General features: G+C 60.6%; 22 protein-coding genes. 7 read left to right on the top strand and 15 right to left on the bottom strand.

The genetic code is table 11. The annotated features are described in order from the left end of the window. Positions 1–14 precede the first annotated feature (14 nt). The 7 genes from L6D63_RS07645 to L6D63_RS07615 all read right to left on the bottom strand — a co-directional run bounded on the left by L6D63_RS07645 (position 15) and on the right by L6D63_RS07615 (position 7,504). Positions 15–1,295 (bottom strand): TRAP transporter large permease, encoded by a 1,281-nt coding sequence (locus L6D63_RS07645; protein ID WP_131671315.1) that lies wholly within the window; start codon positions 1,293–1,295, stop codon positions 15–17. Beyond that, entirely contained in the window at positions 1,295–1,822 is a 528-nt protein-coding gene (locus L6D63_RS07640) for a TRAP transporter small permease (RefSeq protein ID WP_047293601.1), read from the bottom strand. The genes L6D63_RS07645 and L6D63_RS07640 overlap by 1 nt, the downstream gene beginning before the upstream one ends. Before the next feature lie 76 nt (positions 1,823–1,898). Then, positions 1,899–2,870, bottom strand: a complete 972-nt coding sequence (locus tag L6D63_RS07635) for a TRAP transporter substrate-binding protein (protein ID WP_121186013.1) — start codon at positions 2,868–2,870, stop codon at positions 1,899–1,901. Between the two features lie 61 nt (positions 2,871–2,931). Continuing rightward, positions 2,932–3,825 (bottom strand): SMP-30/gluconolactonase/LRE family protein, encoded by an 894-nt coding sequence (locus tag L6D63_RS07630; RefSeq protein WP_131671316.1) that lies wholly within the window; start codon positions 3,823–3,825, stop codon positions 2,932–2,934. Positions 3,826–3,855: 30 nt separating this feature from the next. Then, positions 3,856–4,680 (bottom strand): NAD-dependent epimerase/dehydratase family protein, encoded by an 825-nt coding sequence (locus tag L6D63_RS07625; protein ID WP_131671317.1) that lies wholly within the window; start codon positions 4,678–4,680, stop codon positions 3,856–3,858. A gap of 408 nt (positions 4,681–5,088) precedes the next feature. Then, a complete protein-coding gene (locus L6D63_RS07620; protein ID WP_047293609.1) occupies positions 5,089–6,384 on the bottom strand; it encodes an OprD family porin in 1,296 nt (431 codons plus the stop codon). 169 nt (positions 6,385–6,553) lie between these two features. Continuing rightward, positions 6,554–7,504: a polysaccharide deacetylase family protein gene (locus L6D63_RS07615; protein WP_131671318.1), complete on the bottom strand. Its 951-nt coding sequence runs from the start codon at positions 7,502–7,504 to the stop codon at positions 6,554–6,556. A gap of 248 nt (positions 7,505–7,752) precedes the next feature. Between L6D63_RS07615 and L6D63_RS07610 the strand changes: the two genes are divergently transcribed. Together L6D63_RS07610 and L6D63_RS07605 are read left to right on the top strand one after the other, a co-directional pair. Continuing rightward, positions 7,753–9,408, top strand: a complete 1,656-nt coding sequence (locus L6D63_RS07610) for an MFS transporter (protein WP_131671319.1) — start codon at positions 7,753–7,755, stop codon at positions 9,406–9,408. Further along, complete coding sequence (locus L6D63_RS07605; protein ID WP_121186003.1) at positions 9,405–10,547, top strand: HlyD family secretion protein; 1,143 nt, start codon at positions 9,405–9,407, stop codon at positions 10,545–10,547. The genes L6D63_RS07610 and L6D63_RS07605 overlap by 4 nt, the downstream gene beginning before the upstream one ends. A 114-nt stretch (positions 10,548–10,661) precedes the next feature. On the opposite strand, the gene copD is transcribed toward L6D63_RS07605, so the two are convergent. Further along, a complete protein-coding gene (gene copD, locus L6D63_RS07600) occupies positions 10,662–11,519 on the bottom strand; it encodes a copper homeostasis membrane protein CopD (RefSeq protein ID WP_131671321.1) in 858 nt (285 codons plus the stop codon). Positions 11,520–11,522: 3 nt separating this feature from the next. Further along, a complete protein-coding gene (gene copC, locus L6D63_RS07595) occupies positions 11,523–11,885 on the bottom strand; it encodes a copper homeostasis periplasmic binding protein CopC (protein ID WP_131671322.1) in 363 nt (120 codons plus the stop codon). A 138-nt stretch (positions 11,886–12,023) separates the two neighbouring features. Here copC and L6D63_RS07590 point away from each other — a divergent pair, with 138 nt between their 5' ends. Then, complete coding sequence (locus L6D63_RS07590) at positions 12,024–12,644, top strand: TetR/AcrR family transcriptional regulator (protein WP_064587091.1); 621 nt, start codon at positions 12,024–12,026, stop codon at positions 12,642–12,644. A gap of 141 nt (positions 12,645–12,785) precedes the next feature. On the opposite strand, the gene preA is transcribed toward L6D63_RS07590, so the two are convergent. The 3 genes from preA to hydA all read right to left on the bottom strand — a co-directional run bounded on the left by preA (position 12,786) and on the right by hydA (position 17,026). Further along, entirely contained in the window at positions 12,786–14,060 is a 1,275-nt protein-coding gene (gene preA, locus L6D63_RS07585; protein ID WP_131671323.1) for an NAD-dependent dihydropyrimidine dehydrogenase subunit PreA, read from the bottom strand. Further along, positions 14,061–15,428: an NAD(P)-dependent oxidoreductase gene (locus tag L6D63_RS07580; protein ID WP_131671324.1), complete on the bottom strand. Its 1,368-nt coding sequence runs from the start codon at positions 15,426–15,428 to the stop codon at positions 14,061–14,063. 158 nt (positions 15,429–15,586) lie between these two features. Next, complete coding sequence (hydA, locus tag L6D63_RS07575; protein ID WP_047293622.1) at positions 15,587–17,026, bottom strand: dihydropyrimidinase; 1,440 nt, start codon at positions 17,024–17,026, stop codon at positions 15,587–15,589. A 624-nt stretch (positions 17,027–17,650) separates the two neighbouring features. On the opposite strand from hydA, the gene L6D63_RS07570 reads away from it, so the two are divergent. Continuing rightward, positions 17,651–19,135 (top strand): NCS1 family nucleobase:cation symporter-1, encoded by a 1,485-nt coding sequence (locus L6D63_RS07570; RefSeq protein ID WP_047293623.1) that lies wholly within the window; start codon positions 17,651–17,653, stop codon positions 19,133–19,135. A gap of 154 nt (positions 19,136–19,289) precedes the next feature. After that, entirely contained in the window at positions 19,290–20,573 is a 1,284-nt protein-coding gene (locus L6D63_RS07565) for a Zn-dependent hydrolase (RefSeq protein ID WP_047293625.1), read from the top strand. A gap of 130 nt (positions 20,574–20,703) precedes the next feature. Here L6D63_RS07565 and L6D63_RS07560 read toward each other — a convergent pair whose 3' ends face one another. After that, positions 20,704–20,913: a hypothetical protein gene (locus L6D63_RS07560; RefSeq protein WP_095668944.1), complete on the bottom strand. Its 210-nt coding sequence runs from the start codon at positions 20,911–20,913 to the stop codon at positions 20,704–20,706. Between the two features lie 180 nt (positions 20,914–21,093). Here L6D63_RS07560 and L6D63_RS07555 point away from each other — a divergent pair, with 180 nt between their 5' ends. Both L6D63_RS07555 and L6D63_RS07550 read left to right on the top strand, forming a co-directional pair. Beyond that, complete coding sequence (locus L6D63_RS07555) at positions 21,094–22,590, top strand: helix-turn-helix transcriptional regulator (protein WP_041073285.1); 1,497 nt, start codon at positions 21,094–21,096, stop codon at positions 22,588–22,590. A gap of 134 nt (positions 22,591–22,724) precedes the next feature. After that, positions 22,725–22,982, top strand: coding sequence for a DUF1652 domain-containing protein (locus tag L6D63_RS07550; RefSeq protein ID WP_047293628.1), 258 nt, complete (start codon positions 22,725–22,727; stop codon positions 22,980–22,982). 1,214 nt (positions 22,983–24,196) lie between these two features. On the opposite strand, the gene L6D63_RS07545 is transcribed toward L6D63_RS07550, so the two are convergent. Continuing rightward, positions 24,197–24,964: an SDR family oxidoreductase gene (locus L6D63_RS07545; RefSeq protein WP_047293630.1), complete on the bottom strand. Its 768-nt coding sequence runs from the start codon at positions 24,962–24,964 to the stop codon at positions 24,197–24,199. A gap of 22 nt (positions 24,965–24,986) precedes the next feature. Then, positions 24,987–26,054: a phosphotransferase family protein gene (locus L6D63_RS07540; RefSeq protein WP_131671325.1), complete on the bottom strand. Its 1,068-nt coding sequence runs from the start codon at positions 26,052–26,054 to the stop codon at positions 24,987–24,989. Between the last annotated feature and the right edge of the window lie 71 nt (positions 26,055–26,125).

The following is a 26,125-nucleotide window of genomic DNA, read 5'->3' as shown; positions in this document are numbered from 1 at the left end:
GATCTTTCAGGCTGTTACAACACCAAGTGCGGTAGCCACAGGGAAATGGCGGGGATGTAAGTGACCAGCATCAACACCAGAAACAGCACGGCATAGAACGGCAGCAGCGCTTTCACGGTGCCTTCGATACTGACCTTGCCCACCGCCGAACCGACAAACAGCACCGCGCCCACCGGCGGTGTTATCAGCCCGATCCCGAGGTTGACCAGCATGATCATGCCGAATTGCACCGGGTCGACACCGATGCCAAGAATCACCGGCATCAGAATCGGCGTGAGGATCAGGATCAGCGGCGCCATGTCCATCACCGTGCCGAGCAACAGCAGCATGACGTTGATGCACATCAGGATCACGTAGCGGTTGTCCGACAGGGTCAGGAACAGCGTGGTGATCTTCGCCGGTATCTGCATCAGGGTCATGATGTAGCCGAAGCTTGCGGCGAAACCGATCAGGATCATCACGATCGAAATCGTCCGCACGGTGCGGTGCATCAGTTTCGGCAGTTCGCTCCACTTGTAATCGCGGTAGATGAACATGGTCACGAAGAATGACCACAGCACGGCAATCGCCGCCGATTCCGTGGCGGTGAAGATCCCCGAGAGGATGCCGCCGAGGATGATCACCATCGCCATCATGCCCCAGAGTGCTTCGCCGACGATTTTCAGCGCCTGGCGCATCGGGATCACTTCACCCTTGGGGTAGTTGCGCTTTTTCGCGAAGATCAGGCACAGCACCATCAGGCAAGCGCTCATCATCAAGCCCGGCACGATGCCGGCCATGAACAGCGAGGCAATCGAAACCGTACCACCGGCAGCCAGAGAATAGAGCACCGAGTTATGGCTTGGCGGCGTGAGCAGGGCTTGCACCGAGCCGCTGACGGTCACCGCGGTGGAGAATTCCCGAGGATAGCCCTTGCGTTCCATTTCCGGAATCAGCACTGAACCCACCGACGCGGTGTCGGCCACCGAGGAACCGGAGATCGCGCCGAAGAAGGTCGAGGCGACGATGTTGACCAGCGACAGACCACCGCGCACGAAACCCACCAGCACTCCGGCACATGCCACCAGCCGGCGGGACATGCCGCCCTCGGCCATGATCGCACCGGCCAGGACGAAGAACGGAATGGCCAGCAGTGAGAATTTGTTCACCCCCGACGCGACCTGAATCATCACCGCCTGGAACGGGATGTCGATCCACCATGCACCGATCAGTGCGGCGGCGCCCAGCGCGTAGGCGACTGGCATGCCGATCAGGATCAATACGATAAAACTGCCCAGCAGAATCAGAGCGTCCATTAAGCGGCACCTTCGCTTTCTTCAACCAGATCGAACTGCACGACACGCCGTTTGCTCTGGTCACCGAGCAAGAGCTTTTCCAGAACGAAAACCAGCGTCAGCAAGCCGCCCACGGGAATCGGCAAGTAGGTCACGCCAACCCGCAGATCGGGCAGGGCTGCCATGAACTGATTCCAGGTGGACATGCACAGCTTGGCGCCCCAGATGGTCATGAAAATGCAGATCGACGCCATGAGCAGTTGCGAGAATATCGCCGCCGCAGCTCTCAGTTGTGGGGGCATGCGATCGGTGAGCATGGCCACGGCCATGTGTGCGCCGGCGCGGTAACTGGCGGCGGCGCCGATGAAGGTAAACACCATCATCAGCAGGATCGCCGTGGGCTCTGGCCAGCTCGAACCGGTGCCCAGGACGTAGCGGGCGAACACGCCCCAGGGAATCATCAGGGAAATCGCCAGGACGGCAAGGCCGGCGACCCAGATGCACGTCATGTAGATCTTGTCGTTGATACGCAGCAGCAGATTCTTCATCGGGTTCCACCGTAACCGGGCGCACCTGAGTCATCAGGTGCGCCGGGCCTGGTTAATGAGTACGGAGCGGGAGGCGTTACTGAACGGCTTCGATTTTCTTGATCAGGTCGGCGTACGCCGCGCCATATTTTTCCCGCACTGGCGCGGTGGCGTCGTAGAAGGGTTTCTTGTCGACCTGGATGAACTCGACGCCCGCGGCCTTGAGTTTTTCTTCGCTGGCAGCGGACTTCTTGTCCCACAGCACGCGTTCTTCAGCCTGGGCAGCCTTGGCGGCGGTCTTGACCAGCGCCTGTTGTTCCGGGGTGAGTTTTTCCCAGGTGATTTTTGACATCACAATCGGCTCCGGCAGGATCAGGTGACCGGTCAGGCTGTAGAACTTGGCGTTCTGGAAGTGGTTGTGTTCGAGCAGGGTCGGCGGGTTGTTTTCCGCGCCGTCAATCACGCCGGTCTGCAAGGCGCTGAAGATTTCCCCGGTGTCCATGGCGATACCGTTACCGCCCATGGCGTTCATCATGTCGATGAACATCGGGTTGCCTTGCACGCGAATCTTCATACCCTTGAGGTCTTCGAGCTTGCGTACCGGTTTCTTGGTGTAGACGTTGCGCGTGCCGCCGTCCATCCAGGCCAGCGCCACCAGGCCGAATTCGGAGTGGGTGATTTTGTCGAGGATCTCGTCGCCCACCGGGCCATCGATGACGTTACGCATGTGTTGATGGTCGCGGAAGATGAACGGCATGTTGAACACGTTCACGTCCGGGACCACGGGGCCGACAATACCCAGGCTGACGCGAGACAGCTGCACCGCGCCGACTTGCATCTGCTCGATGACTTCCTTTTCAGAGCCCAGCACGCCGCCGGGGAAGTATTGGAAGGTCAGCTCGCCGTTGGTTTCCCGGGTCAGGGTCTTGCCCATGTTTTCTTCGGCTACCACCGTTGGATAACCGGCGGGATGGATGTCAGCGAATTTGAGTTGCAGGGCCTGGGCGGCGCCAGTGAAGGTGAACATCAGCGGGAGTGCAGCGGCCAGCAAGGTGCGTTTGAAGTTCATGGGGGTGAGTCTCCAGTCTTGTTATTGTTGTGTTCAAGGCGCAGCGGTGCAGCAGAGGGGTTTAAAGCAGATCGTTGAACAAGGGTTCGGCAAGGCCTTTGACGTTGGGCTTCAACGCGAACACGCCGCCGGCCAGGGATTGCGGATCGCGGTCGTCGCCGGGACGAATCGAGGCGACAAACAACGTGTCCATGTCGCTGCCGCCGAAGGCACACATCGTCGGTTTCTGCACCGGCACTTGCAGCGAGAAATCGAGGCGCCCGTCCGGAGCAAAACGGTGAATCAGTCCGGCGTCGTTGGCGCAAATCCAGTAGCAGCCTTCGGCATCCACGGCAGCGCCATCCGGTCGGCCGGGGAAGTGGTTCATGTCGACGAAAACGCGGCGGTTCGATGGCGTGCCGGTCTCGGTGTCGTAATCGAAGGCCCAGATCAATTGCACGTGCGGATGTGAGTCCGACAGGTACATCGTCTTGCCGTCGGGGCTGAAGCCGAGGCCGTTCGGCACGATGAACCCGTCGAGCTGCGCTTCGATCAAGCCTGACGAGACGGCGCCGTAGCGGTAGAGTCGGCCTGCAGGCGCGTTCAGGCCCATGTTCAGCACCATGCTGCCGGCCCAGAAACGGCCCTGGCGGTCGCAGCGACCATCGTTGAGGCGCATGTCTGCCCGGCTGTGCTCGACGGTGGCGAGTCGTTCGCTGTCGAGGCTGCCATCGCTGTGCGGATGCAGATGAAAAAAGCCGCTCTCCATTCCGGCAACCCAGCCGCCACCGCTGTGACGGGCGATGCAGGCGAGCATTTCAGGGGTTTTCCAGGCGTGCACATGGCCGGTGTCAGCGCTCCAGCGTTGCAGCCCGCCGTTGGGAATATCAACCCAATACAGCGCGTTTTCCTGCGGCACCCAGACCGGGCTTTCACCCACGGCGTTGCGAGCATCGACGATCAATTCGGCTTGCATACTCATTCCTTTGCGTCGTTGTCAGGGTGTTCAGTCGCCGAAGGGGCCGGCCGCGACGAACGCGCCACCCTGATAGATCCGCGCCGGGTCATCGGCGGCGGGCATGGGTTGCGCTTCGACTTTTTCGCGGAACACTTCGGAGCTGTCCCTGGCTTCAAAACCGAGGTGGCTGGCGAAGCGGTTGTCCCACCAGACGTCCTTGTTGGCGGACATGCCATAGATCACGGTATGGCCAACGTTGGGCGTGTACAGCGCGCGTTCGAGCAATTGGGTGAGGTCGTCAAAGCTGAGCCAGGTGTGCATCATTCGGCGGTTCTGCGGCTCGGGAAATGAGGAGCCGATGCGGATGCTGACGGTCTCGATGCCGTAGCGATCGAAGTAGAAACTGGCCATGTCTTCGCCGTAGGACTTGGACAATCCGTAGTAGCCGTCGGGGCGGCGGGCGCAGCTGGCGTCGAGCGGTTCGTCCTGTTTGTAGAAGCCGATGACGTGGTTGGAACTGGCGAAGATCACTCGCTTGACACCATGGCGGCGTGCAGCTTCGTAGATGTGAAATACGCCGCAGATGTTGGCGCCGAGGATCTCTTCGAAGGGCCGCTCCACGGAGACACCGCCGAAATGCAGGATCGCGTCGACGCCTTCGACCAGTTGGTGCACCGCCTGTTTGTCGGCAAGGTCGCAGAGGACGATTTCTTCGCGATCATCAACGGCCGGGGCGAGAGCGGCGATGTCCGACAGGCGCAAGACATGGGCATAAGGGCGCATACGTTCGCGCAGGACTTTGCCCAGGCCACCGGCGGCGCCGGTCAGCAGCAGACGATTGAACGGGGCACGGGGAATAGAGGTGGACGTCATGGCACTCCCTTACACGTTGTTATTAGGTTTGTTGTAGGTTGTCGTATGACTGCGCTGAAGTATCGGTAGGCTTTCCGGAACTTGTCAACGCGACTTTTGGTGTAAATGACGGAAGGGGCTCATTTACTTTTCAATCACCGCGATGCCTTCGTTGCACTGCAATTTCCTTGTGAGAGCGAGCCTGCTCGCGAAAGCGCTGTGGCAATGAACATCAATGGTGAATCTGCCGCCGCCATCGCTGGCTAGCCAGCTCCCACAGGTACCAGCGTTGTTTTCAATGACCGCATTCACTACAAATTCTGTGGCAGCTGGCTTGCCAGCGATGTGGCCGATCCAGGCACTCTTGCATCGACTGACCAATCGCCTTCGCGAGCAGGCTCGCTCCCACAGGGTAAAAAAGAGATCTGGTTACAACAATGAAATCGGATAGCTGATAAAGATCCGGTTCTCATCGAACTCATTGGTGCTGAAGTCCCGGCGTATCGTCGCGTTGCGCCATCTCACGTTGAGGTTTTTCAGCGGTCCGCTTTGCACGGTGTACCCCAGTTCCGACTCGCGGCCCCATTCCTTGCCGTCGGTAATCGTCCCGGTGTGCACGTTGTCGCCGCTGATGTAGCGGTTCATCAGGGTCAGGCCGGGAATGCCGAGGGCGACGAAGTTGTAGTCATGTCGCAACTGCCAGGAGCGTTCTTTGGCGTTGTCATAACTGGCGTTGTAGCTGTCGTTGGCCAGGGTGCCGCCGCTGGTGCCGTTGACCCGCATCCAGGCGTCGTCGCCGCTGAGTTTTTGCAAACCGACGTAGAAGGTGTTGCCGCCGTAGCGGGCCGACAGCAGGGCGAACGCGGTCTTGTTATCGAGGTCGCCGGCCAGGGCGCTGCCGTCTTCCTTGCCGGTGAAGAAACCGAGGTTGGCGCCCAGCGTCCAGTCGCCCAGCGGCTGACTGTGGCTGAGGTTGAAATACTGCTGCTGGTAGATGTCGCTGAGTTCGGCATACCACACGCCGAGCAGGGTGCGCTTGTCGTTGAAGGTGTATTCGCCGCCACCGAAGTTGAAACGGTCGGAGGTGAAGGCGCCGCGGCCGTTCATCGACATGTCTTCCATGCTGGCATCGTTGCGTGGGCTGTTGCCACGGAACTGCCCGCCGTAGAGGGTCAGGCCGTTGATTTCGGTGGAAGTGACCTGGCCACCGCGAAAGGTCTGCGGCAGGGAGCGGCCATCGTCCGAGCGCAGAATCGGCAGCACCGGCATCCATTCGCCAACCTTCAATTCAGTCTTCGACACCTTGGCCTTCAGCGCTACACCCAGTCGCCCGAAATTGTCTGCCGGGCGACCATCATCGTGGATCGGCAACAGTTGCGTACCGCCGGTGCCTTTGCCGCCATCGAGTTTTTGCGAATACATGCCCAGCACATCGAGACCGAAACCGACCGTGCCTTGGGTGAAGCCGGATTTGGCATCGAGGATGAAGTTCTGCGTCCACTCTTCAGCCTTGCCCTGCGGATAGTTCGGGTTGACGAAGTTGCGATTGAAGTAGGCGTTGCGCAGGTTCAGCGTGGCTTTGCTGTCTTCGAGGAAGCCTTCGGCGTCTGCGCTCATGGGCAAAACCAGGGCGAGGCTGCTGCAGCCGATCAAAGTCAGGGTGGAATACGGGCGGGGCATGGAAATACGGGACGTGCGAACGGAATTGCAGACGAGTGTGCTCACGGTGACGCTCCCTGTTTCATTTGTTGTTTTTATTATTGTTATACGTCGTCGTACAACATGGTTGCGGATAGTTGCGAGGTTTTCCGTAAAAGTCAACAGGGCTTTTTACGATGAGTTTGCGCGAGTTGGCAGCCCTCCAGATGCTGCGAAGAGGGCTGTTTTCGGCGGCTTACCGGTTGTAGAGCGCCTCCGTGTTGTCGATCAGCGGGTTTTTCTCGGTCAGGACGACCCGGGCGATCTGATCCTTGCGCATGAAACTTACCTTCGGATGCGCTTGCGCATAACGAATGAACCGCTCCATCGCCTCGACCATCGCCGGTGTGCCGCCGATGCGGTCGTGCAGACTCACCGACATCATCCGTCGCTGGCTCGCGCCTTCGGCGTACAGGCGATCAAATTCCAGCACCAGTTGCTGATAGAACTGCTCGGCGGAGAAATGCCGGCCCTCGATCAGCACGATGTCGTTATTGCGCAGGGTGTACGGCACCACGGCAAATTTGCGTCCACGGACCATGGTCACGAACGGTTCGTCGCGGCTGACGTCATCGATGTGATAGGTGAAATTCAGGTCTTGCAGAACCTTCAGCGTATTGGGGCTGCGCCGCAGCCAGTTGGCGTTGTAGCCCACTGAGCGCTGGCCGGTAAGTTTTTCCACCGCGTTGACACCGTCGCCGATGAACTGTTTTTCCTGGTCGTAACTCATGTTGTACGAATCGGCCCAACGCATGCCATGGGCCGCCAGTTCATGGCCGCGCGCAGCAATCGCTTTCGCCAGTTCCGGGTGCTTGAGCGCCGCTTCGCCGACCACATGCGAGGTGACCTTGATGCCGGTGCGATCCCACAGGTCGAGCATCCGCCACAAGCCTTCCTTGTAGCCATAATCAAACCAGGTCTGCGCCGGCAGATCCGGATAACCCTTGGGCAGCGGCGTGCCGGAGAACGGACTTTCCGCGCCTTCGGGCTGACCGCCGGTTTCGAACTGCATCGACACCGAGATCACCAGTTGCGAACCGTCCGGCCACGGGCGTTCCTGAGCGAAGGCGAGGGCCGGCAGCAGCAGGGCGGCCGCCACAAGGTTTTTTAAAAAGCGTGGGGAGCGTTGCCGGTGGGGCGTGGTCATAACGGGCACCTTGCAGGTTGAGAAGGGCTGCAAGGGTGGCAGTTGCCCGGTGCGGGAAAAATCCGTTGCGGGCGAGAAGACCTTTAAACAGAATTTACGAATCCGCCGCAAACCTGTGGGAGCGGGCGGCCGGTCACCCTGTTGCCGAGCCGAGTGTCGCCATCGCTGGCAAGCCAGCTCCCACAGGATTTTGGGTTTGCCGCAAGATGTGCGGCAAACTCCCGGCAACACAAGCACAAGGTCTTTCAATGGATCGATACGCCCCGCGCAACTGGCAGCCGCACGAGAAGCCCAGTCTGCCCGGTTCCCCCTCGACGCCGCTGCACTCCAACCCCAAGCGCCTGGCCTATGCGCTGGTCGGGCTGTTGGTGGCGGTGACCGGTGGTCTGGGCAACTCGCTGGTGGTCGCCAACCTGCCTTACCTGCAAGGCGCGTTGGGTGCGACCACGGCAGAGATGGCCTGGCTGCCGGCCGCGTACGTGATGACCAACGTGTCGATGAACCTGCTGCTGGTGAAGTTTCGTCAGCAGTTCGGCCTGCGTGCATTCACCGAGGTGTTTCTGGTGCTGTATGCGCTGGTGACCTTCGGCCACCTGTTCGTCAACGACTTGAACTCGGCCATCGCGGTGCGCGCGGCGCACGGCATGGTCGGTGCGGCGCTGAGTTCGCTGGGTCTGTATTACATGATCCAGGCATTTCCGGCCAAGTGGCGGCTGAAGGCGCTGGTGCTGGGCCTGGGGGCTTCACAACTGGCGCTGCCGCTGGCGCGCCTGTTTTCCGAAGACCTGTTGCAAATCGCCGAATGGCGTGGCTTGTACCTGTTCGAATTGGGCATGGCCTTGTTGTCGCTGGGCTGCGTGTTGCTGCTCAAGTTGCCGCCCGGTGACCGCTTCAAAACCTTTGAACCGCTGGACTTTCTGACCTTCGCCATCCTCGCCAGCGGCGTGGCCCTGCTCTGCGCGGTGTTATCGCTGGGGCGGATTGACTGGTGGCTCGAGGCCGACTGGATCGGCTATGCGCTGGCGGCCTCGATTGCTCTGATCCTCGCGGGCCTGGCGATCGAGCACAACCGCAGCAACCCGATGCTGATGACCCGCTGGCTCGGCAGCGGCACGATGATCCGCCTGGCGTTGGCGGTAACCCTGATTCGCATGGTCACCTCGGAGCAGTCCACCGGCGCGGTCGGTTTCATGCAGAACCTCAACATGGGTTATGAGCAACTGCACAGCCTCTACGTGGTGATGCTGATCGGCAGCATCGCCGGGCTGGCGACCAGTGCGCTGACCATCGACCCCAAGCACCTGCTGATGCCGCTGATCATCTCGCTGGCGCTGATGGCCACCGGCTCGGTGATGGACAGTTTCTCCAACAACCTGACCCGTCCGCAAAACCTGTATTTCAGCCAGTTCCTGCTGGCCTTCGGCAGCACGTTTTTTCTGGGCCCGACCATGGTCTTCGGCACCCGCAACGTATTGACCAACCCGCGCAATCTGGTGAGTTTTTCGGTGTTGTTCGGGATCTGCAACAATCTCGGCGGCCTGCTCGGCGCGGCGTTGTTGGGCACATTCCAGATCGTGCGCGAGAAGTTCCACTCCAGCCACCTGGTCGAGCACCTGACGCTGTCCGATCCGCTGGTGGCCGCGCGCGTACAAAGCGGCGGTTCGGCGTATGGCAGCTTGCTGGCCGACCCGAGTCTGCGCAACCTCGCCGGGATTCGCAGCCTGTCCAACGCGGCCACCCGCGAAGCCAACGTGCTGGCCTATAACGATGTATTCATGCTGATCGCCGTGATTGCGGTGCTGACCATGATCTGGCTGTCCATTCGCGCGCTGTGGCTGATGAGCACCACCAAAGCCGTCGACCCAGCGCCTTCCGTACCTCCTGACGGTGCCTCCCATTCATGACCGAACCGACCACCACAACCACCAATGCCATCGCCGCCACCCCGGAAGGCGTAGCGCCGCCGTCCTCGCCGAACACCGAGCCGCGCTCGTTGCGGGTGCGGATCATCTCATCACTGGGCTTTGCCGCGATTGCCATCGTCGGCGTGCTGATCGTGCTCTACGCCTGGCAACTGCCGCCGTTCAGCAGCGCCGTCGAAACCACGGAAAACGCCCTGGTGCGCGGGCAGGTGACGATCATCGGCCCGCAACTCAGTGGCTACGTGTTCGAGGTGCCGGTGCAGGATTTCCAGTACGTGAAGGCCGGTGATTTGCTGGTGCGCCTGGATGACCGGATTTATCAACAACGCCTCGATCAGGCGCTGGCGCAACTGGCGGTGCAGAAAGCCGCGCTGGCCAATGTGGTGCAGCAACGCAACAGTGCCGAAGCGACGATCAAGTTGCGTCAGGCGGTGGTGGCCGACAGCGAGGCGCAGTTGCGTAAAAGCGAGGCGGATCTGCGCCGTAACAAGGAGCTGGTGAGTGACGGCTCGGTGTCGAAACGCGAAATGGACGTGGCGCTCGCGGCCAATGCACAAGGTATTGCGGCGGTGGCGCAGGCCAAGGCCAATCTGGAAATCGCCCGGCAGGATCTGCAGACGGTGATCGTCAATCGCGGTTCGCTGGAGGCGGCGGTGGCCAGCGCTGAAGCGGCGGTGCAACTGGCGCGAATCGACTTGTCGAATACGCGCATCGTCGCTCCGCGAGACGGCCAGCTCGGGCAGATCGGCGTGCGCCTGGGCGCCTACGTCAACTCCGGGGCGCAGCTGATGGCGTTGGTGCCAAACCAGAAATGGGTGATCGCCAACATGAAGGAAACCCAGATGGACAACGTGCGTGTCGGGCAGCCGGTGCGCTTCACCGTTGACGCGCTGAACCACCGTCAGTTCACCGGGCATGTGCAGCACATTTCGCCCGGCACCGGTTCGGAGTTCGCCCTGTTGCAGGCGGATAACGCCACGGGCAACTTTGTGAAAATCGCCCAGCGCGTGCCGGTGCGGATCACCATCGACCCGGATCAGCAGGAGGAGGAACGCTTGCGCCCGGGGATGTCGGTGGTGGTCAGCATCGATACCGCAGCGGGCGACACGCAACCGCATTGAGCAACACGAAACCCTGTGGGAGCTGGCTTGCCAGCGATGACGTCGGCACATCCGAAAATATCTGTTCCTGACACACCGCCATCGCTGGCAAGCCAGCTCCCACAGGGGGGGGCTTCAGACTGCAATCATCGGCGGCAGGGTACCGAGCAGGGAGACCGCCGCCACCGCACCCATTCCCAACAACCACTCCAGCAGGACACTGCGCTTGAGCGCGCCCATCCGCTGTTCACAATCCTCGATCCGCAAGCGGTTGAACAGCGCCAGTGCAAGCATGCCCAGCACCAGCAACGCCTTGATCAGCAGGATCAGGGCAAAGCCACTGAACAGCGGCGTCGGCCACCATTGCCCGGTCAGCACGCGCACATTGATCAGGCCGGTAATCAGCAGCCCGCCAACAATGGCGTAACCGACACCGCTGAAGCGTTGCAGGATCTGGCTCATCGTTTCGCCGGGTTGACGCAGGATCAATACCAGCAGCAATAGCCCGCCGAGCCATGCGGCGACGCAGGTCAGGTGAACGATCTGGTTGAGGATCAGCAGTTGCCCATTCAGACCGTCGAGCATCGCGCCGTGACCGACCGGCGCCAGGGTCGCCAGGAGCAGCGCGCTCAAGCCCAGGCGCAGCGGCAGGCTCGATCGCCACGGCGTAAACAGCAACGCCAGCAACAGCGCGTTGATCAGCAGATGCCAACGCCAGACCTGACCGAAAAACGTATTGCCCAGCACCAGGCCAATCGTGTCCGGATCGAACGCGGCCGCCGCCGAACCGGCCATGCTCGCGGTGATGAGCAGCGCCCAGGTGACACCGCTGACCAGCGCAATTGCCGTCAGCCAGCGCGCCAGTCGCGCCAGATGCCGATCCAGTGTCGGCACTGGCGCCTTGAGCAGCCGTGGCCGAAACAGCCAGGCGCCGAACAGCATCAATACCGCGCTGAAATGCACGAAGCGGCACAGCACCAGCGCTTCACTCATGAATTACTGGCCGACCTTGAACTGATAGGCGCCTTCGCTCTTGTGCGTGTCGACCGACACCGCATGCCATTCGACTTTGTATTCACCGGCACTGAGTGGCGCGGCGGGGGTGACGATCAGGGTTTTCTTGTCGCCTTCGGTACTCAAAGGTTTGATGGCGACCGGGGCGCCGTCGTGGGTCAGGCTGACTTTGGTGAAGCTGGCCTCGACGCCTTCGGAAAAGGTCAGGCGCAGATCGGCCGGCGCGGCGACGGTGCTGTCGGCGGCCGGGGTCTGGCTTTTCAAGTGGGCGTGGGCAAAAACGGAGGATGCGGCGCACAGCGAAGCGAGCAGGGCAGTGGTGGTCAGGACGTTCTTGAACAGCATCGCGGGTACCTCTGAGGCAGGACAAAGAAACGCCAGTTTAGCCATGCGCCGACCTTCGTACGAAGTTTTGTTTGCAGCGGTCGCCCCGAGGCCAGAGCGGATGCTAGTCTTCAACAACGTCGTTGTCAGGGAGCCCTCATGGGCAATCACAAGATCGAGATTCGTCGCAGTAACGTCGAGAAAATCCTGCTGGCGGCGGAAAAAGTCTTCGCCGAAAAAGGCTTCGGCGGCACCGCCATGGCCGATATCGCCGCCGAAGTGCAACTGCCGCGCTCCAACCTGCATTACTACTTTTCCACCAAGAGCGAACTGTACAGCGCGGTGCTGTTCGACCTGCTGGAGGTGTGGAAACAGGACGCGCTGTGCTTTGAGATGTTCGACGATCCACGGGTGGTGCTCAGCAGCTACATCCGCGCCAAAATGAACCACTCGCGCAGCCGGCCTTATGGTTCGAAAGTCTGGGCCAACGAGATTATCCACGGTGCGCCGACCCTGGGCGAGGCGCTGGACGTCAGCCTGTACGACTGGGCAAAGATGAAGGAAGCGAAGATCCGCCAGTGGGTGGAGGACCAGCGGATTCTGCCGGTGGAGCCGTCGAGCCTGCTGTACATGATCTGGGCCTCGACCCAGCACTACGCCGACTTCGATCATCAGGTGAATATTCTGAACGAGCACCAGCCGTTGTCGGACATGCAGTTCGAGCGGGCGGTGCAGACGGTGACCAGTGTGATTTTGCGGGGGATCGGATTAGAACCTTGAACCTTGTGTTGTGACTGCCGACCCCTTCGCGGGCAAGCCCGCTCCCACAGGTTTTCGGGTTGTCCTCAAGTGTCATGAACACCAGAGAACCCTGTGGGAGCGAGCTTGCTCGCGAAGGCGTCTGTTCAGACGCTACCTGGCCTAGGGTGAGACATGGTACGGATTGCGCGGATCATGATTCCAGTCCAGAAACGGCTTGCCGGTCTCCATCGGCACCATCTCGATGCAGTCCGCCACCGGGCAGGTGATCTGGCACAGGTTGCAGCCGACACACTCCTCATCGATCACTTCATATTTATGCGTGCCGTCGGCCTGCTTCAGGCTGCTGATCGCCTGGTGTGACGTGTCCTCGCAAGCAATGTGGCAACGCCCGCAACCGATGCACGCGTCCTGATCAATCCTGGCAATGACCTGATAGTTGATGTCCAGGTACTTCCAGTCAGTGGTATTGCCCACCGCACGCCCGGAAAACTCGGCGATGTTGGCGTAGCCTTGGCTGTCCATCCAGCGCGACAGCCCGTCCTTCATCTCCTCGACAATCCGGAAGCCATGCAGCATCGCCGCCGTGCACACCTGCACCACGCCGCTGCCCAGCGCCATGAACTCCGCCGCGTCACGCCAGCTGCCGATGCCGCCAATGCCGCAGATCGGCAGGCCTTGAGTCTGCGGATCACGGGCGATCTCGGCGACCATGTTCAGCGCGATCGGTTTGACCGCCGAGCCGCAGTAACCGCCGTGGGTGCTTTTGCTGCCGACGGTGGGCAGGGCGACCATGTGTTCCAGGTCGACGCTGGTGATCGAGTTGATGGTGTTGATCAGCGACACCGCATCGGCGCCACCGCGATGGGCCGCGCGGGCGGCGACGCGGATGTCGGTGATGTTCGGCGTCAGCTTGACGATCACCGGCAACGAGCAATAGGTCTTGCACCAGCGAGTGACCTGCTCGACGTATTCCGGCACCTGACCCACCGCCGCGCCCATGCCGCGTTCGGGCATGCCGTGCGGGCAACCGAAATTCAGCTCGATGCCGTCAGCGCCGGTGGCCTCCACCAGTGGCAGGATGTGTTTCCACGACTCCTCCACGCACGGCACCATCAGCGAGACGATCAGCGCACGATCCGGCCAGTCCTTCTTCACCTGGGTGATTTCACGCAGGTTGATTTCCAGCGAGCGGTCGGTGATCAGTTCGATGTTGTTGATCCCCAGCACCTCGCGGTTGTTGCCGTAGTGCGCCGAGTAGCGCGACGAGACGTTGACCGCCGCCGGGTCTTCACCCAGGGTTTTCCAGACCACACCGCCCCAGCCGGCCTCGAAGGCGCGGACCACGTTGTAGGCCTTGTCGGTCGGTGGCGCGGAGGCCAGCCAGAACGGGTTGGGGGCTTTGATACCGGCGAAGACAATCGAGAGATCGGCCATTTACGCAGCCTCCACGTTGAGCATCAGTTGCGCGTTGATCGCCTCGGCGGCGCGTTTGCCGTGCTGTACGGCTTGCACGGTGAGGTCTTGATCGAGACTGATGCAGTCGCCGCCGGCATACACGCCGGGGATGCTGGTGCGCAGGTTGTCGTCGACCTGAATCCGTTCGCCCTGACGCTTGAGCTCACGGGCCAGCGGGTCGGTGAGGGCGCTGCTGTCGAAGGCCTGGCCGATGGCTTTGAAGATCGCGTCGGCGGCCAGTTCGAAAGTTTCGCCCGTGGTTTGCAGACGACCGTCGACCAGATCGGTTCGGGCAAAACGCATGCCGCGCACCTTGCCTTGCGCATCGAGCAGCACTTCTTCCGGTTGCGCCCATGTCAGCAGGCGTACCTGATTGGCCTTGGCAATGTCCTGTTCATGACCGGTCGCGCCCATGTCCGACGCACCCCGGCGATACACCAGATTCACGTCACGCGCTCCGAGGCGGGCCATTTGCACGGCCATGTCGATGGCGGTGTTGCCGGCGCCGAGGACGATGCAGCGTTCGGCCAGTGGCAGTTGCGTCAGGTCGTCGGCCTGGCGCAGTTCGCGGATGTAGTCAGTGGCGGCGAGCAGGCCGGGCGCGTCTTCGTGGGCCAGGCCGAGCTGTTTGCTGGCATTCAGGCCGAGGCCGAGGAACACCGCGTCGAACTGCTGATGCAGCTCGCTGAGGGTCAGGTTCTCGCCGAGTTTCTGTCCGTGACGGATTTCGATACCGCCGATCTGCAGGAGGAAATCCAGCTCCTTCTGCGCGTAGTCGTCGACCAGTTTGTACTTGGCGATCCCGTATTCATTGAGGCCGCCTGCCTTTTCCCGTGCTTCGAAAATCACCACGTCGTGGCCGTGCATGGCACTGCGGTGGGCACAGGACAAACCCGCTGGCCCGGCGCCGACCACGGCGATGCGCTTGCCGGTGCTCGCCGCACGCTGGAACGGGTGCTCGGTGAAATTCGCGTTGTCCACGGCATAGCGCTGCAGCAGGCCGATCAGCACCGGCGCACATTCCTGAGCGTTGTTGCGCACGCAGGCTTGCTGACAGAGGATTTCCGTCGGGCAGACCCGGGCGCAACTGCCGCCGAGGATGTTCGCCGAAAGGATTTTCTGCGCCGCACCGGGCACGTTGTCCTGATGGATGTTGCGGATGAACGACGGAATATCGATCTCGCTCGGGCACGCGTTGACGCAAGGCGCGTCATAGCAATACAGGCAGCGCGACGCTTCCAGGTGTGCCTGCCGGGCATTGAGCGGAGGCGCCAGATCAGTGAAATGGCCGGCGAGGGCGGCCGCACTTTCGTGCGGGTGCGGGAGATGGTTCAGGGTCTCGATCACGGTTTTTTGCCTCACGGTTATTGAGGTTCTCTGCCTCTGTCGGGCAGTGGTTTTTGTGTTGTCTGGACGGGCCTCTTCGCGAGCAAGCTCGCTCCCACATTTGGAATGTGTACACCCTGTGGGAGCGAGCTTGCTCGCGAAGGCCGAAGGCCTGGATTTCAGCGTTTCACAGCCGTCGGCTTATGCATCTCAGCCCGCTTGCTCAGCAAATCAAACACCGCCGGATACGCCGGTCGTTCGATGTACCGCCCGGCGCCGCGCTCGGCGCGCAGATCGCCGTCGGCCCAGACCACTTTGCCCTGGCTGACGGTATGGCTCGGCACGCCGCGCACGGTCTTGCCTTCGAAAATGTTGAAGTCCACCTGCTGATGGTGGGTCTTGGCGGAAATGGTGCGGGTGCCTTGCGGGTCCCACAGCACCAGGTCGGCATCGGCGCCGACGCGAATCGCGCCTTTGCGCGGATAGAGGTTGAAGATTTTTGCGGTATTGGTGGAGGTAAGGGCGACGAAATCCTGCATCGACAAACGGCCGCTGTTGACCCCTTCATCCCACAACACCGCCATGCGGTCTTCGATGCCGGCGGTGCCGTTGGGGATCTTGCTGAAGTCGTCGCGCCCGGCGGCTTTTTGCTCGGCGCAGAAGCAGCAGTGGTCGGTGGCGGTGGTGTGCAGATTACCGCTCTGCAGGCCATGCCAAAGGGCCTCCTGATGCCCGCGCGGGCGGAACGGCGGGCTCATCACATAACCGGCGGCGGTCTGCCAGTCCGGGTGCTGGTAGACGCTGTCGTCGAGCAGCAGATGCCCGGCCAGCACTTCGCCGTACACCGGTTGGCCCTTGCTGCGGGCGTAAGTGATTTCGTCCAGCGCTTCCTTGGTCGACACGTGCACCAGGTACAACGGCGTGCCGATGGTCTCGGCAATGCGAATCGCCCGGCTCGCCGCTTCGCCTTCCACCTGCGAGGGCCGCGACAGTGGATGCGCTTCCGGCCCGGTAATGCCCTGGGCCATCAACTTGCGTTGCAGGTGATAAACCAGTTCGCCGTTTTCCGCATGCACGGTTGGCACGGCGCCGAGTTCCAGGCAGCGCTCGAAACTCGCCACCAGCGTGTCGTCGGCGGCCATGATCGCGTTCTTGTAGGCCATGAAATGCTTGAAGCTGTTGACCCCGTGGTGGCTGACCAACTCGGCCATTTCCTCGCGCACCTGCTCGCTCCACCAGGTGATCGCGACGTGGAAGCCGTAGTCCGATGCCGACTTCTCGGCCCAGCCACGCCACTGATGAAACGCTTCCATCAACGACTGCTGCGGATTGGGAATCACGAAGTCGATGATCGACGTGGTACCGCCAGCCAGACCTGCGGCAGTGCCGCTGTAAAAGTCTTCACTGGCCACGGTGCCCATGAAGGGCAATTGCATGTGGGTGTGTGGATCGATGCCGCCGGGCATCAGGTATTGGCCGCTGCCGTCGAGCACTTCGGCACCGGCGGGAATATCCAGGTTTTGACCAATGGCGTTGATCACGCCGTCGGCGCAATAGACGTCGGCGCGATAACTTTCATCATGGGTAACAACGGTGGCGCCACGGATCAACAGAGACATTCCGAGTTCCTCGCAGGCATGACCGACTTGTGCCGGTTCTCAATGTTTTATTGATGTACAGCGCTGATCGGCGTATTCCTGTCAGCGCTGTCAGGAATAGAAGCTAGCCGCAGTTCTGCAATTGATCAAGATTATTTTTTATAAGCTTATTGCTGTTTTAAATCATTGAAAAATAACGATAAAAAACATAAATCACCAAAATGGTGAGGCTGTTCACCATTTTGACGCACTTGACAGGATGGAAATATGAGCAAGATTTCCTATGTGAAATCAGCTGCTTGAAGTTGAGCTGCGGTTAATCGCCTGTAATGAAAAAAAGTGCAGTGCACCAGATTGAGTCCTGACAGTTCGGACAACTTGGCAAACGTTTAGCCTGAGCGTGCAGACAGGTTTTCGCGGACTCCTCCGGTGAATAATTAAAAGCGTGAATTATCAGAAAGTTGCAATGCGTTTGTAGTACCGCCTGAGCGTCGGACGGAGTACCCGGCACGTTTATTGATGCCGCCGCTGACACCATGGCCGGTGCAAGAAAGTTGTCAGTTCCTCCGGCCATCGTCCGGCTCGCACCCTGGTGTGCAGCCGCCTGATGAGCAAAAAAATAATCAGAAGAACAGTGGAGCGGCCATGCAACAGAACAGATCGCAAGTGACCGAGCGCGACGGCTTGTTCGAACTCGAAGCCGGCAGCGACGTCCTCGACAGTCCCCGTTACAACCACGATATGGCACCGACCAAGGTGCGCGAGCGGACCTGGAACAAATGGCACATCACCGCGCTGTGGGTCGGCATGTCGATCTGCGTGCCGACCTACACCCTCGGCGGTGTGCTCACCGCTTACTTTGGCCTGACCGTTGGTGAAGCGCTGCTGGCGATTCTGTTCGCCAACGTGATCGTCCTGATTCCACTCACGCTCAACGCCTTTCCCGGCACCAAATACGGCATTCCCTTTCCGGTGTTACTGCGTTCGTCGTTCGGCATTCTCGGCTCCAACGTGCCGTGCCTGATTCGTGCGCTGGTGGCGTGCGGCTGGTTCGGGATCCAAACGATGTTTGGCGGGCTGGCGATTCACCTGTTTCTCGGCTCGGTATTCGAGGGCTGGAAATCCCTCGGCGGCACGGGGGAGGTGATCGGCTTCATGATTTTCTGGTCGCTGAACCTGTGGGTGGTGATCCGTGGCGCCGAGTCGATCAAATGGCTGGAAACCCTGTCCGCGCCGTTGCTGGTGGCGGTCGGCATCGGCCTGCTGGTGTGGGCCATGCCCAATGTGTCGATGAGCGAGCTGCTGGCGATTCCACCGAAACGCCCGGAAGGCGCGAGCGTGGTCAGTTACTTCGCTGCGGGGCTGACGGCGATGGTCGGCTTCTGGGCCACGTTGTCGCTGAACATTCCCGACTTCAGCCGTTACGCCAAAAGCCAGAAAGACCAGATCCTCGGGCAGATTTTCGGCCTGCCGCTGACCATGTTCCTGTTCGCTTCGCTGGGGGTGGTGATGACCGCCGCGTCGGTGAAGCTGGTCGGTGTCACGGTATCGGATCCGGTCAGCCTGATCGGCCATATCCAGAGCCCGCTGTGGGTAGCGGTGGCCATGGCGCTGATCATCATCGCCACGCTGTCGACCAATACGGCGGCGAACATTGTTTCGCCAACCAACGACTTCCAGAACATCGCGCCCAAGGTGATCAACCGTACCAAAGCGGTGTTGCTCACCGGCTTCGTCGGGCTGGCGTTGATGGCCCACGAGCTGCTGAAAAAGCTCGGTCTGATCGTTTCCGATGTCAGCCTGGAAACCGTGTATTCCAACTGGCTGCTCGGCTATTCGAGCCTGCTCGGACCAATCGCCGGGATCATGGTGGTGGACTATTTCCTGATCAAGAAGCAGCAACTGGACCTGGCCGGGTTGTACCGGGACGACGTGTATCCGGCGTGGAACTGGGCCGGGTTTACTGCGTTTGGCGTGCCGGTGGTGCTGACCCTGCTGTCGCTGGGTAGCGATGCATTCAGCTGGTTTTACAGTTATGGCTGGTTTACCGGTTCGGCGCTGGGCGGGGTGATTTATTACGGGTTGTGCGTGATGCGGGCGCAGCCTTCGGTCGTGAAATCACCGGTGTGAGGGAGGGCCTCATCGCTGGCAAGCCAGCTCCCACAAAGATCAAGTCGTACACAAACCATGAGTTCACTCAAAACCTGTGGGAGCTGGCTTGCCAGCGATGGCGGCCTGGAAAACACCAAAGAAATACCCTAAGAAACTGCCTGAGGAGATCAACATGAACGCAGCCGTAGACGTTCTGCAATCCACCCATCAGCACATCAACCGCGACCGCCTCTGGGCCTCGCTCATGGAACTGGCCAAGCTCGGCGCCACAGTCAAGGGCGGGGTCTGTCGCCTGGCCCTGACTGACCTTGATCGCCAGGCCCGTGACCTGTTCGTGCAGTGGTGCAAGGACGCCGGATGCAGCGTCACGGTGGATGAAGTCGGCAATATCTTCGCTCGTCGTCCGGGGCGTAACCCGAACCTGCCGCCGGTGATGACCGGCAGCCACATCGACACCCAGCCCACCGGCGGCAAGTTCGACGGCTGCTTCGGCGTGCTCGCCGGGGTCGAAGTGCTGCGCACCCTCAATGACCTCGGCGTAGAAACCGAAGCACCGCTGGAAGTGGTGGTCTGGACCAACGAAGAAGGCTCGCGCTTTGCGCCGTGCATGATGGGTTCCGGCGTGTTCGCCGAAAAATTCACCCTCGAAGAAACCCTGGCCAAGGTCGATGCCGACGGCGTCACCGTCGGCGAAGCGCTCAACGCCATTGGTTACGCCGGGTCACGCAAAGTCAGCGGGCACAAGGTTGGCGCCTATTTTGAAGCACACATCGAGCAAGGCCCCATCCTCGAAGATGAGCAGAAAACCATCGGCGTGGTACTCGGCGCCCTCGGGCAGAAGTGGTTTGATCTGAAACTGCGCGGCGTCGAAGCGCACGCCGGGCCAACGCCGATGCACCTGCGCAAGGACGCCCTGGTCGGCGCCTCGGTGATTGTCGGTGCAGTCAACCGCGCCGCCCTCGGCCACCAACCCCACGCCTGCGGCACCGTCGGTTGCCTGCAAGCCTACCCCGGTTCGCGCAACGTCATCCCCGGCGAAGTGCGCATGACCCTCGACTTCCGCCATCTGCAGCCAGAGCGCCTCGATTCGATGATTGCCGAAGTGAAGCAGGTCATCGACGCCACCTGCGAAGAACACGGCCTGACCTATGAACTGACCCCGACCGCCGACTTCCCGCCGCTGTACTTCGAAAAGGGCTGCGTCGAAGCCGTGCGCAGCGCGGCGAAAGGCCTGGGCTTGTCACACATGGACATCGTCAGCGGCGCCGGCCACGACGCGATTTTCCTCGCCGAACTCGGCCCGGCCGGGATGATCTTCGTGCCGTGCGAAGGCGGCATCAGCCACAACGAAATCGAGAATGCCGCGCCGGATGATCTGGCGGCCGGGTGCGCGGTGTTGTTGCGGGCGATGTTGGCGGCATCGGCGATGGTAGCGGCGGGGCAGCGCGCCGCCTGAAAATGCGGCATGACCTGTGGGAGCTGGCTTGCCAGCGATAACGGTGGACCAGTCGACACTGGATCAACTGAAAGTCCGTCATCGCTGGCAAGCCAGCTCCCACAGGTTTTTGTTCAGTTGAGTAAAGTGATCAGCCGGGCCGGTCATTTTTGCCGGCAGTGCCCTGACGTCTATCGGAGCCGTTGGGGTTGCCCACATCCAGCAACCGTCGTTCGACCAACACATTCTCCAGTGCCTGACGCTCGACCGGCGCCATCTGGTGTTCGCGCTTTTTCAGCTCCAGCAGAATCGGGCTGGACCAGGTGCGATAAGTCTGTTCGATGTTGCGACGCGACGTCATCAGTCTCTCCTTGATCAAGAGCCCGGTGTAGCTGGCAGGGGCTCAATCCGATGAGGGATTAACGTTAGTCGACAATCCCTTAAGTCGCGAATCCTGTGCAATGGTGTTGTTGAAGTGCTCGGCACGATCACGAACGCCTGCGGTCGTAATCTTCACACGCGCATTCCCTGTGGAGATCCAATGAGCCAGGAAGTCCTGACCACTGAAACCAATCGTCGCCAGTTGCAGCAGATCATCGCCGGGCTGTCCGACGGGGTGATTCTGCTGGAACTCGATCAGAGCATCCTCTGGGCCAACGAGGCAGCACTGGCCATGCACGGTGTCAGCCGGATCGGCGAGCTGGGCACTAATGCCGATGAGTATGCCAAGCGTTTCACGCTGCGTTATCGCAACAACCACCTGTTGCCACCCGAGAACTATCCGATCAGCCGCGTCGCACGCTGTGAGGTATTCAGCGACCTGTTGGTCGAAATGTCTGCCATGGATGACCCGGAACGCGTCTGGGTGCACAGTGTGCGCAGCATGGTACTGACCGACCGCGAAGGGCAGCCGGAGTCGCTGGTGCTGATCATGAGCGATGTCACCGATTGGGCCAATGCCGAGCAGCGTTTCGAAAAGACCTTCAATGCCAACCCGGCGCCGGCGGTGATCTGCCGCCTCAGCGACTTGCGTTACATCAAGGTTAATCCGGGGTTTCTGGAGATGACCGGTTACACCCGCGATCAGGTAATCGGTACTTCGGCCTATGAAATCGATGTCTTCGATCAGGCTGAGAAAAAGGATCTGGCGATCCAGCGTCTGCGCGATGTGGCGACCATTCCACAGATGCAGGCTCAACTGCGTCTGCCCGATGGCGGCAGCAAGCAAGTGATCGTCGCCGGGCAACCGTTGGTGCTCAATGATGAGGATTGCATGCTGTTTTCCTTCGTCGACATGGAGCTGCGGCACAAGGCGGAAGTGGCGCTGCGTCAGAGTGAGGAACGCTTCGCCAAGGCGTTTCGCCTGACCCCGGTGCCGATTCTGATCTGCAGTGCTGACGAGCAGCAGGTGATCGATGTCAATCAGGCGTTCCTCGACACCCTCGCCTACGACAGCGACGAGGTGGTGGGCAAAACCGTGACCCAGCTGCATTTCATCGACGACGACGGTGCGCGGGCCCGGCTGCTGAACGCCCTGGCCAAAAGCGGTCGGATTGATCGGGTCGACGTCCGCGTGCGCAGGAAGGATGCAGAGCTGCTGGAGTGCGCGGTGTCGGCTGACACCGTGAACATTCAGGACACGCCGTGCTATCTGCTGGTGCTGATGGACATCACCGAACGCAAGCGCACCGAGCTGGAACTGGTGGCGGCGATCGAAGAGGTGATGAAGGATGCTTCGTGGTTCAGCCGGACGCTGATCGAAAAACTGGCGAATGTGAAGAAGGTCAACTCGCCGCAACTGCCGAGCGTGTCGTTCACTGATCTGACGGCGCGTGAGCGCGACGTGCTGGGGCTGATCTGCGAGGGGTTGGCCGACAAGGAGATCGCCGCCCGGTTGAAGCTGGCACCCAATACCGTGCGCAATCATGTAGCGACGGTGTATTCCAAGCTCGATGTACACAGTCGCAGCGAGGCGATTGTCTGGGCGCGGGAGCGCGGGCTATTTTCCGGCGAACGCGGCGCCAAGGGGCAGCGGTAGGTGCAAATGCACTAATCGATGAGGTGCAAATGCAGGTTCTGGCGCGGTGGGGCAGTTCTTAGTCTGGTGGGGTGCGATACGAGCCTGTTGGCTTGGGATCGTCTCCCTTCGAAACAGCTAAAGGAACAAGCTCCATGATGAATCTTGCGCAGTTGCGCGCCAGCCTTGAGCAGAGTTTCTCGCCCTTGGCGTGCGAGTGTTCAGTGGATGGGGATCATTCGCTGACGGTGAAGTTGTATCACCGTGAGTCGGGACAGGTGGATCTGGTGATCAGCGGGTTGAAGCTTGATGCGTTGCGTACGCCGGAGGCTGTGGCGGCGTTGATTGATGAGTTGCGGTATGAGTTGGAGAGTAATTCTTTGCGGGCTGCTCGGGATCCGGATATGGCTTAGGGTTTTAGGGGAGTTGGGTGTATATCCGTTGCTGCGGTAACGGCCTCCTATGGTTCCGCCCTTACGGCGGGTCACCTTTTCCAAACGCCGAAAAGGTAACCCAAAAGGCTTTACCCTGACGTTCGGCCCTCGCTCAGGCTCGGGTTCCTTCGCTGCGGGATTCATCCGGGGGCAGCGCCTACGGTTTGCTTCGCTGCACCTCCTCTCGCTGTGTTTGGCTGCGCCAAACGGTCGCTGCGCTCCCACCCCCGGATAAATCCCTCCACTCAGCCTGCCGACGGGCCCTCAGATCAAAAGCTTTACTCGAGCTAACGCTCATTGTGTTGAGTGGGGCGGCTTCGCCGCATGGGGTGTGCACGAATAAAGTTGTGGGAGCTGGCTTGCCAGCGATGGCGGCCTGACAGCCGACCAATCTCTAACTGAAAACATCCGATCCCACTGTGGGAGCTGGCTTGCCATCGATAGCGGCCTGACAGCCGACCCAATCTCTAACTGATGACACCCGATCCCACTGTGGGAGCTGGCTTGCCAGCGATAGCGGCCTGACAGCCGACCAATCTCTAACTGATGACACCCGATCCCACTGTGGGAGCTGGCTTGCCAGCGATAGCGGCCTCCCAGTCAACAAATTGCTTGCTGAGGCAACCCTTCCTCACAGAGTTTGCTCTCCACAAAATCGACAGCCAATTCCCTCATCCCCCTCCAGTTCACTGGCGCTCGCCGGGTAGTCGGCTATAAAGAATGAGTGGTCAGGTCTTCCGCCATCCGCGGTATTCGTGCGCGATAGCGGAAGTGGCTCTTCCATTCACCGCGGGTCGTCCTATGAATAATCCTGGGAAACGCGTGTATCTGCCGTTGTCGCTGGCTTTCTCTGTCGCGCTATTGAGCGGCTGCGCCAGTCCTCCGCCACCGCCTCCTGCTGCGCCGCCACCAGCGCCGGTGCGTACCTGCCAGACGCTGGAGAACACTCAGGTGTCTGGCGATATGTACGTTGACGAGCAGGTCACGCGCCATATCACCACCACCCGGTGTGTCACGCAGTAGCGTGGGGCGGCTTGGTTGGCGGTGCATTTTGGCTGGCATCTGGCCAAGGTCATTGCCTGACCTCAATCCCGTGTAGGAGCTGCCGAAGGCTGCGATCTTTTGATCTTTATCTGCAAAGTCAAAGTCAAAAAATCGCAGCCTTCGGCAGTTCCTGCACAGGCACGTCTGGTTTAGGACAGGAACCCGCCGTCCACATTCAGCGCAACCCCGGTGGTGTAGCTCGACGCGTCACTGGCCAGGTACAACACCGCCCCGGCCATTTCACTCGGATCGGCTACGCGCTTGAGCGGAATCTGCGTCAGCGCCTGCTTGAGGATCGCGTCGTTCTTGACCAGTGCCGAGGCGAATTTGGTGTCGGTCAGGCCCGGCAGCAGGGCGTTGCAACGGATGCCGAATTGCGCGCATTCCTTGGCGAAGACCTTGGTCATGTTGATCACTGCCGCTTTTGTCACCGAATAGATGCCCTGGAAGATCCCCGGTGAAATACCGTTGATCGACGCGACGTTGATGATGCTGCCGCCACCGTTTTCGCGCATCAGCTTGCCGGCTTCTACCGACATGAAGAAGTAGCCGCGGATGTTCACGTCGACGGTCTTCTGGAATGCGCTCAGGTCGGTGTCCAGCACGTTGCAGAACTGCGGGTTGGTTGCGGCGTTGTTCACCAGGATATCGAGGCGACCGAACTGTTCCTTGATCCCGGCGAATACCTGGCTGATCTGTTCCATTTCACCGATGTGGCAGGCCACGGCGGTGGCTTTGCCGCCAGCGGCGATGATCGCGTCGGCGACATGCTGGCAACCTTCGAGCTTGCGGCTCGAGACGATCACATGGGCGCCTTGCTGGGCCAGCAGTTTGGCGATGGCTTCACCGATGCCGCGGCTGGCGCCGGAGACGAAGGCGATTTTGCCGTCGAGGTCGAACAACTGAGTCTTGGACATGGGGGTTCCTTGGTATGGGCCGTCAGAGGCTCGATTTCGCAATGACCTGCAGGCTCATGTGCTCCAGCAGTTTGTTCATGTGAATGAACTGCGCGAAGCGTTTGTCCTGAGTCTGGCCGTGGTAGAAGCGGTAGTAGATCTGCTGCACGATGCCGGCCAGGCGGAACAGGCCGTAGGTGTAGTAGAAGTCGAAATTGTCGATGCGGATGCCCGAGCGTTCGGCGTAGTAATCGACGAACTCGCGGCGGCTCAGCATGCCCGGGGCGTGGCTGGGCTGGCGGCGCATCAGTTGCACGGGGGCCGGATCGTCCGCCTGAATCCAGTAGGCGAGGGTGTTGCCCAGGTCCATCAGCGGATCGCCGAGGGTGGTCAGTTCCCAGTCGAGCACGCCGATGATCTGCATCGGGTTGTTCGGGTCGAGGATCACGTTGTCGAAACGGTAGTCGTTGTGCACGATGCTTGAGGTCGGATGGTCGGCCGGCATCTTGTCATTGAGCCAGGCCTTGACCGTTTCCCAGTGCGGCGCATCCGGGGTCAGGGCTTTTTCGTAACGTTCGCTCCAGCCCTTGATCTGACGGGCGACGTAACCTTCCGGCTTGCCCAGATCGCCGAGGCCGCAGGCGTTGTAGTCAACCCGGTGCAGTTCGACGAAACGGTCGATGAAGCTCTTGCACAGTGCTTCGGTCCTGGCTGCATCGAGGCCCAGTTCTGGCGGCAGATCTGAGCGCAGGATGATGCCCTTGACCCGCTCCATCACATAGAACTCGGCACCGATCACCGACTCGTCGGTGCAGTGCACGTAGGCTTTCGGGCCGTAGGGGAAACCGTCGCGCAGTTGATTGAGGATGCGGAATTCGCGGCCCATGTCATGGGCGGATTTGGCCTTGTGGCCGAACGGCGGACGGCGCAGGACAAATTCCTGGTCCGGGTATCCCAGCAGGTACGTCAGGTTCGACGCGCCGCCGGGAAACTGGCTGATCTGCGGCGTGCCGGTCAGGCCCGGAATGTGGGCCTTGAGGTACGGGTCGATCAGGCTGGCATCGAGTTCTTCGCCAGAGCGGATACGGGTGGACTGGTCAGTAAGCGCCATGCTTATCCCTTCTGCTTATTTTGGAGGCCAGACATCATTGGCTAATCTAATGGCGCACCAGGGCGGCCACA

It is taken from the genome of Pseudomonas parakoreensis, from assembly GCF_021602155.1.
GTDB lineage: Bacteria > Pseudomonadota > Gammaproteobacteria > Pseudomonadales > Pseudomonadaceae > Aquipseudomonas > Aquipseudomonas parakoreensis.
The sequence above is the reverse complement of the archived record's forward strand: the minus strand, read 5'-3'. Positions and strand labels throughout refer to the sequence as shown.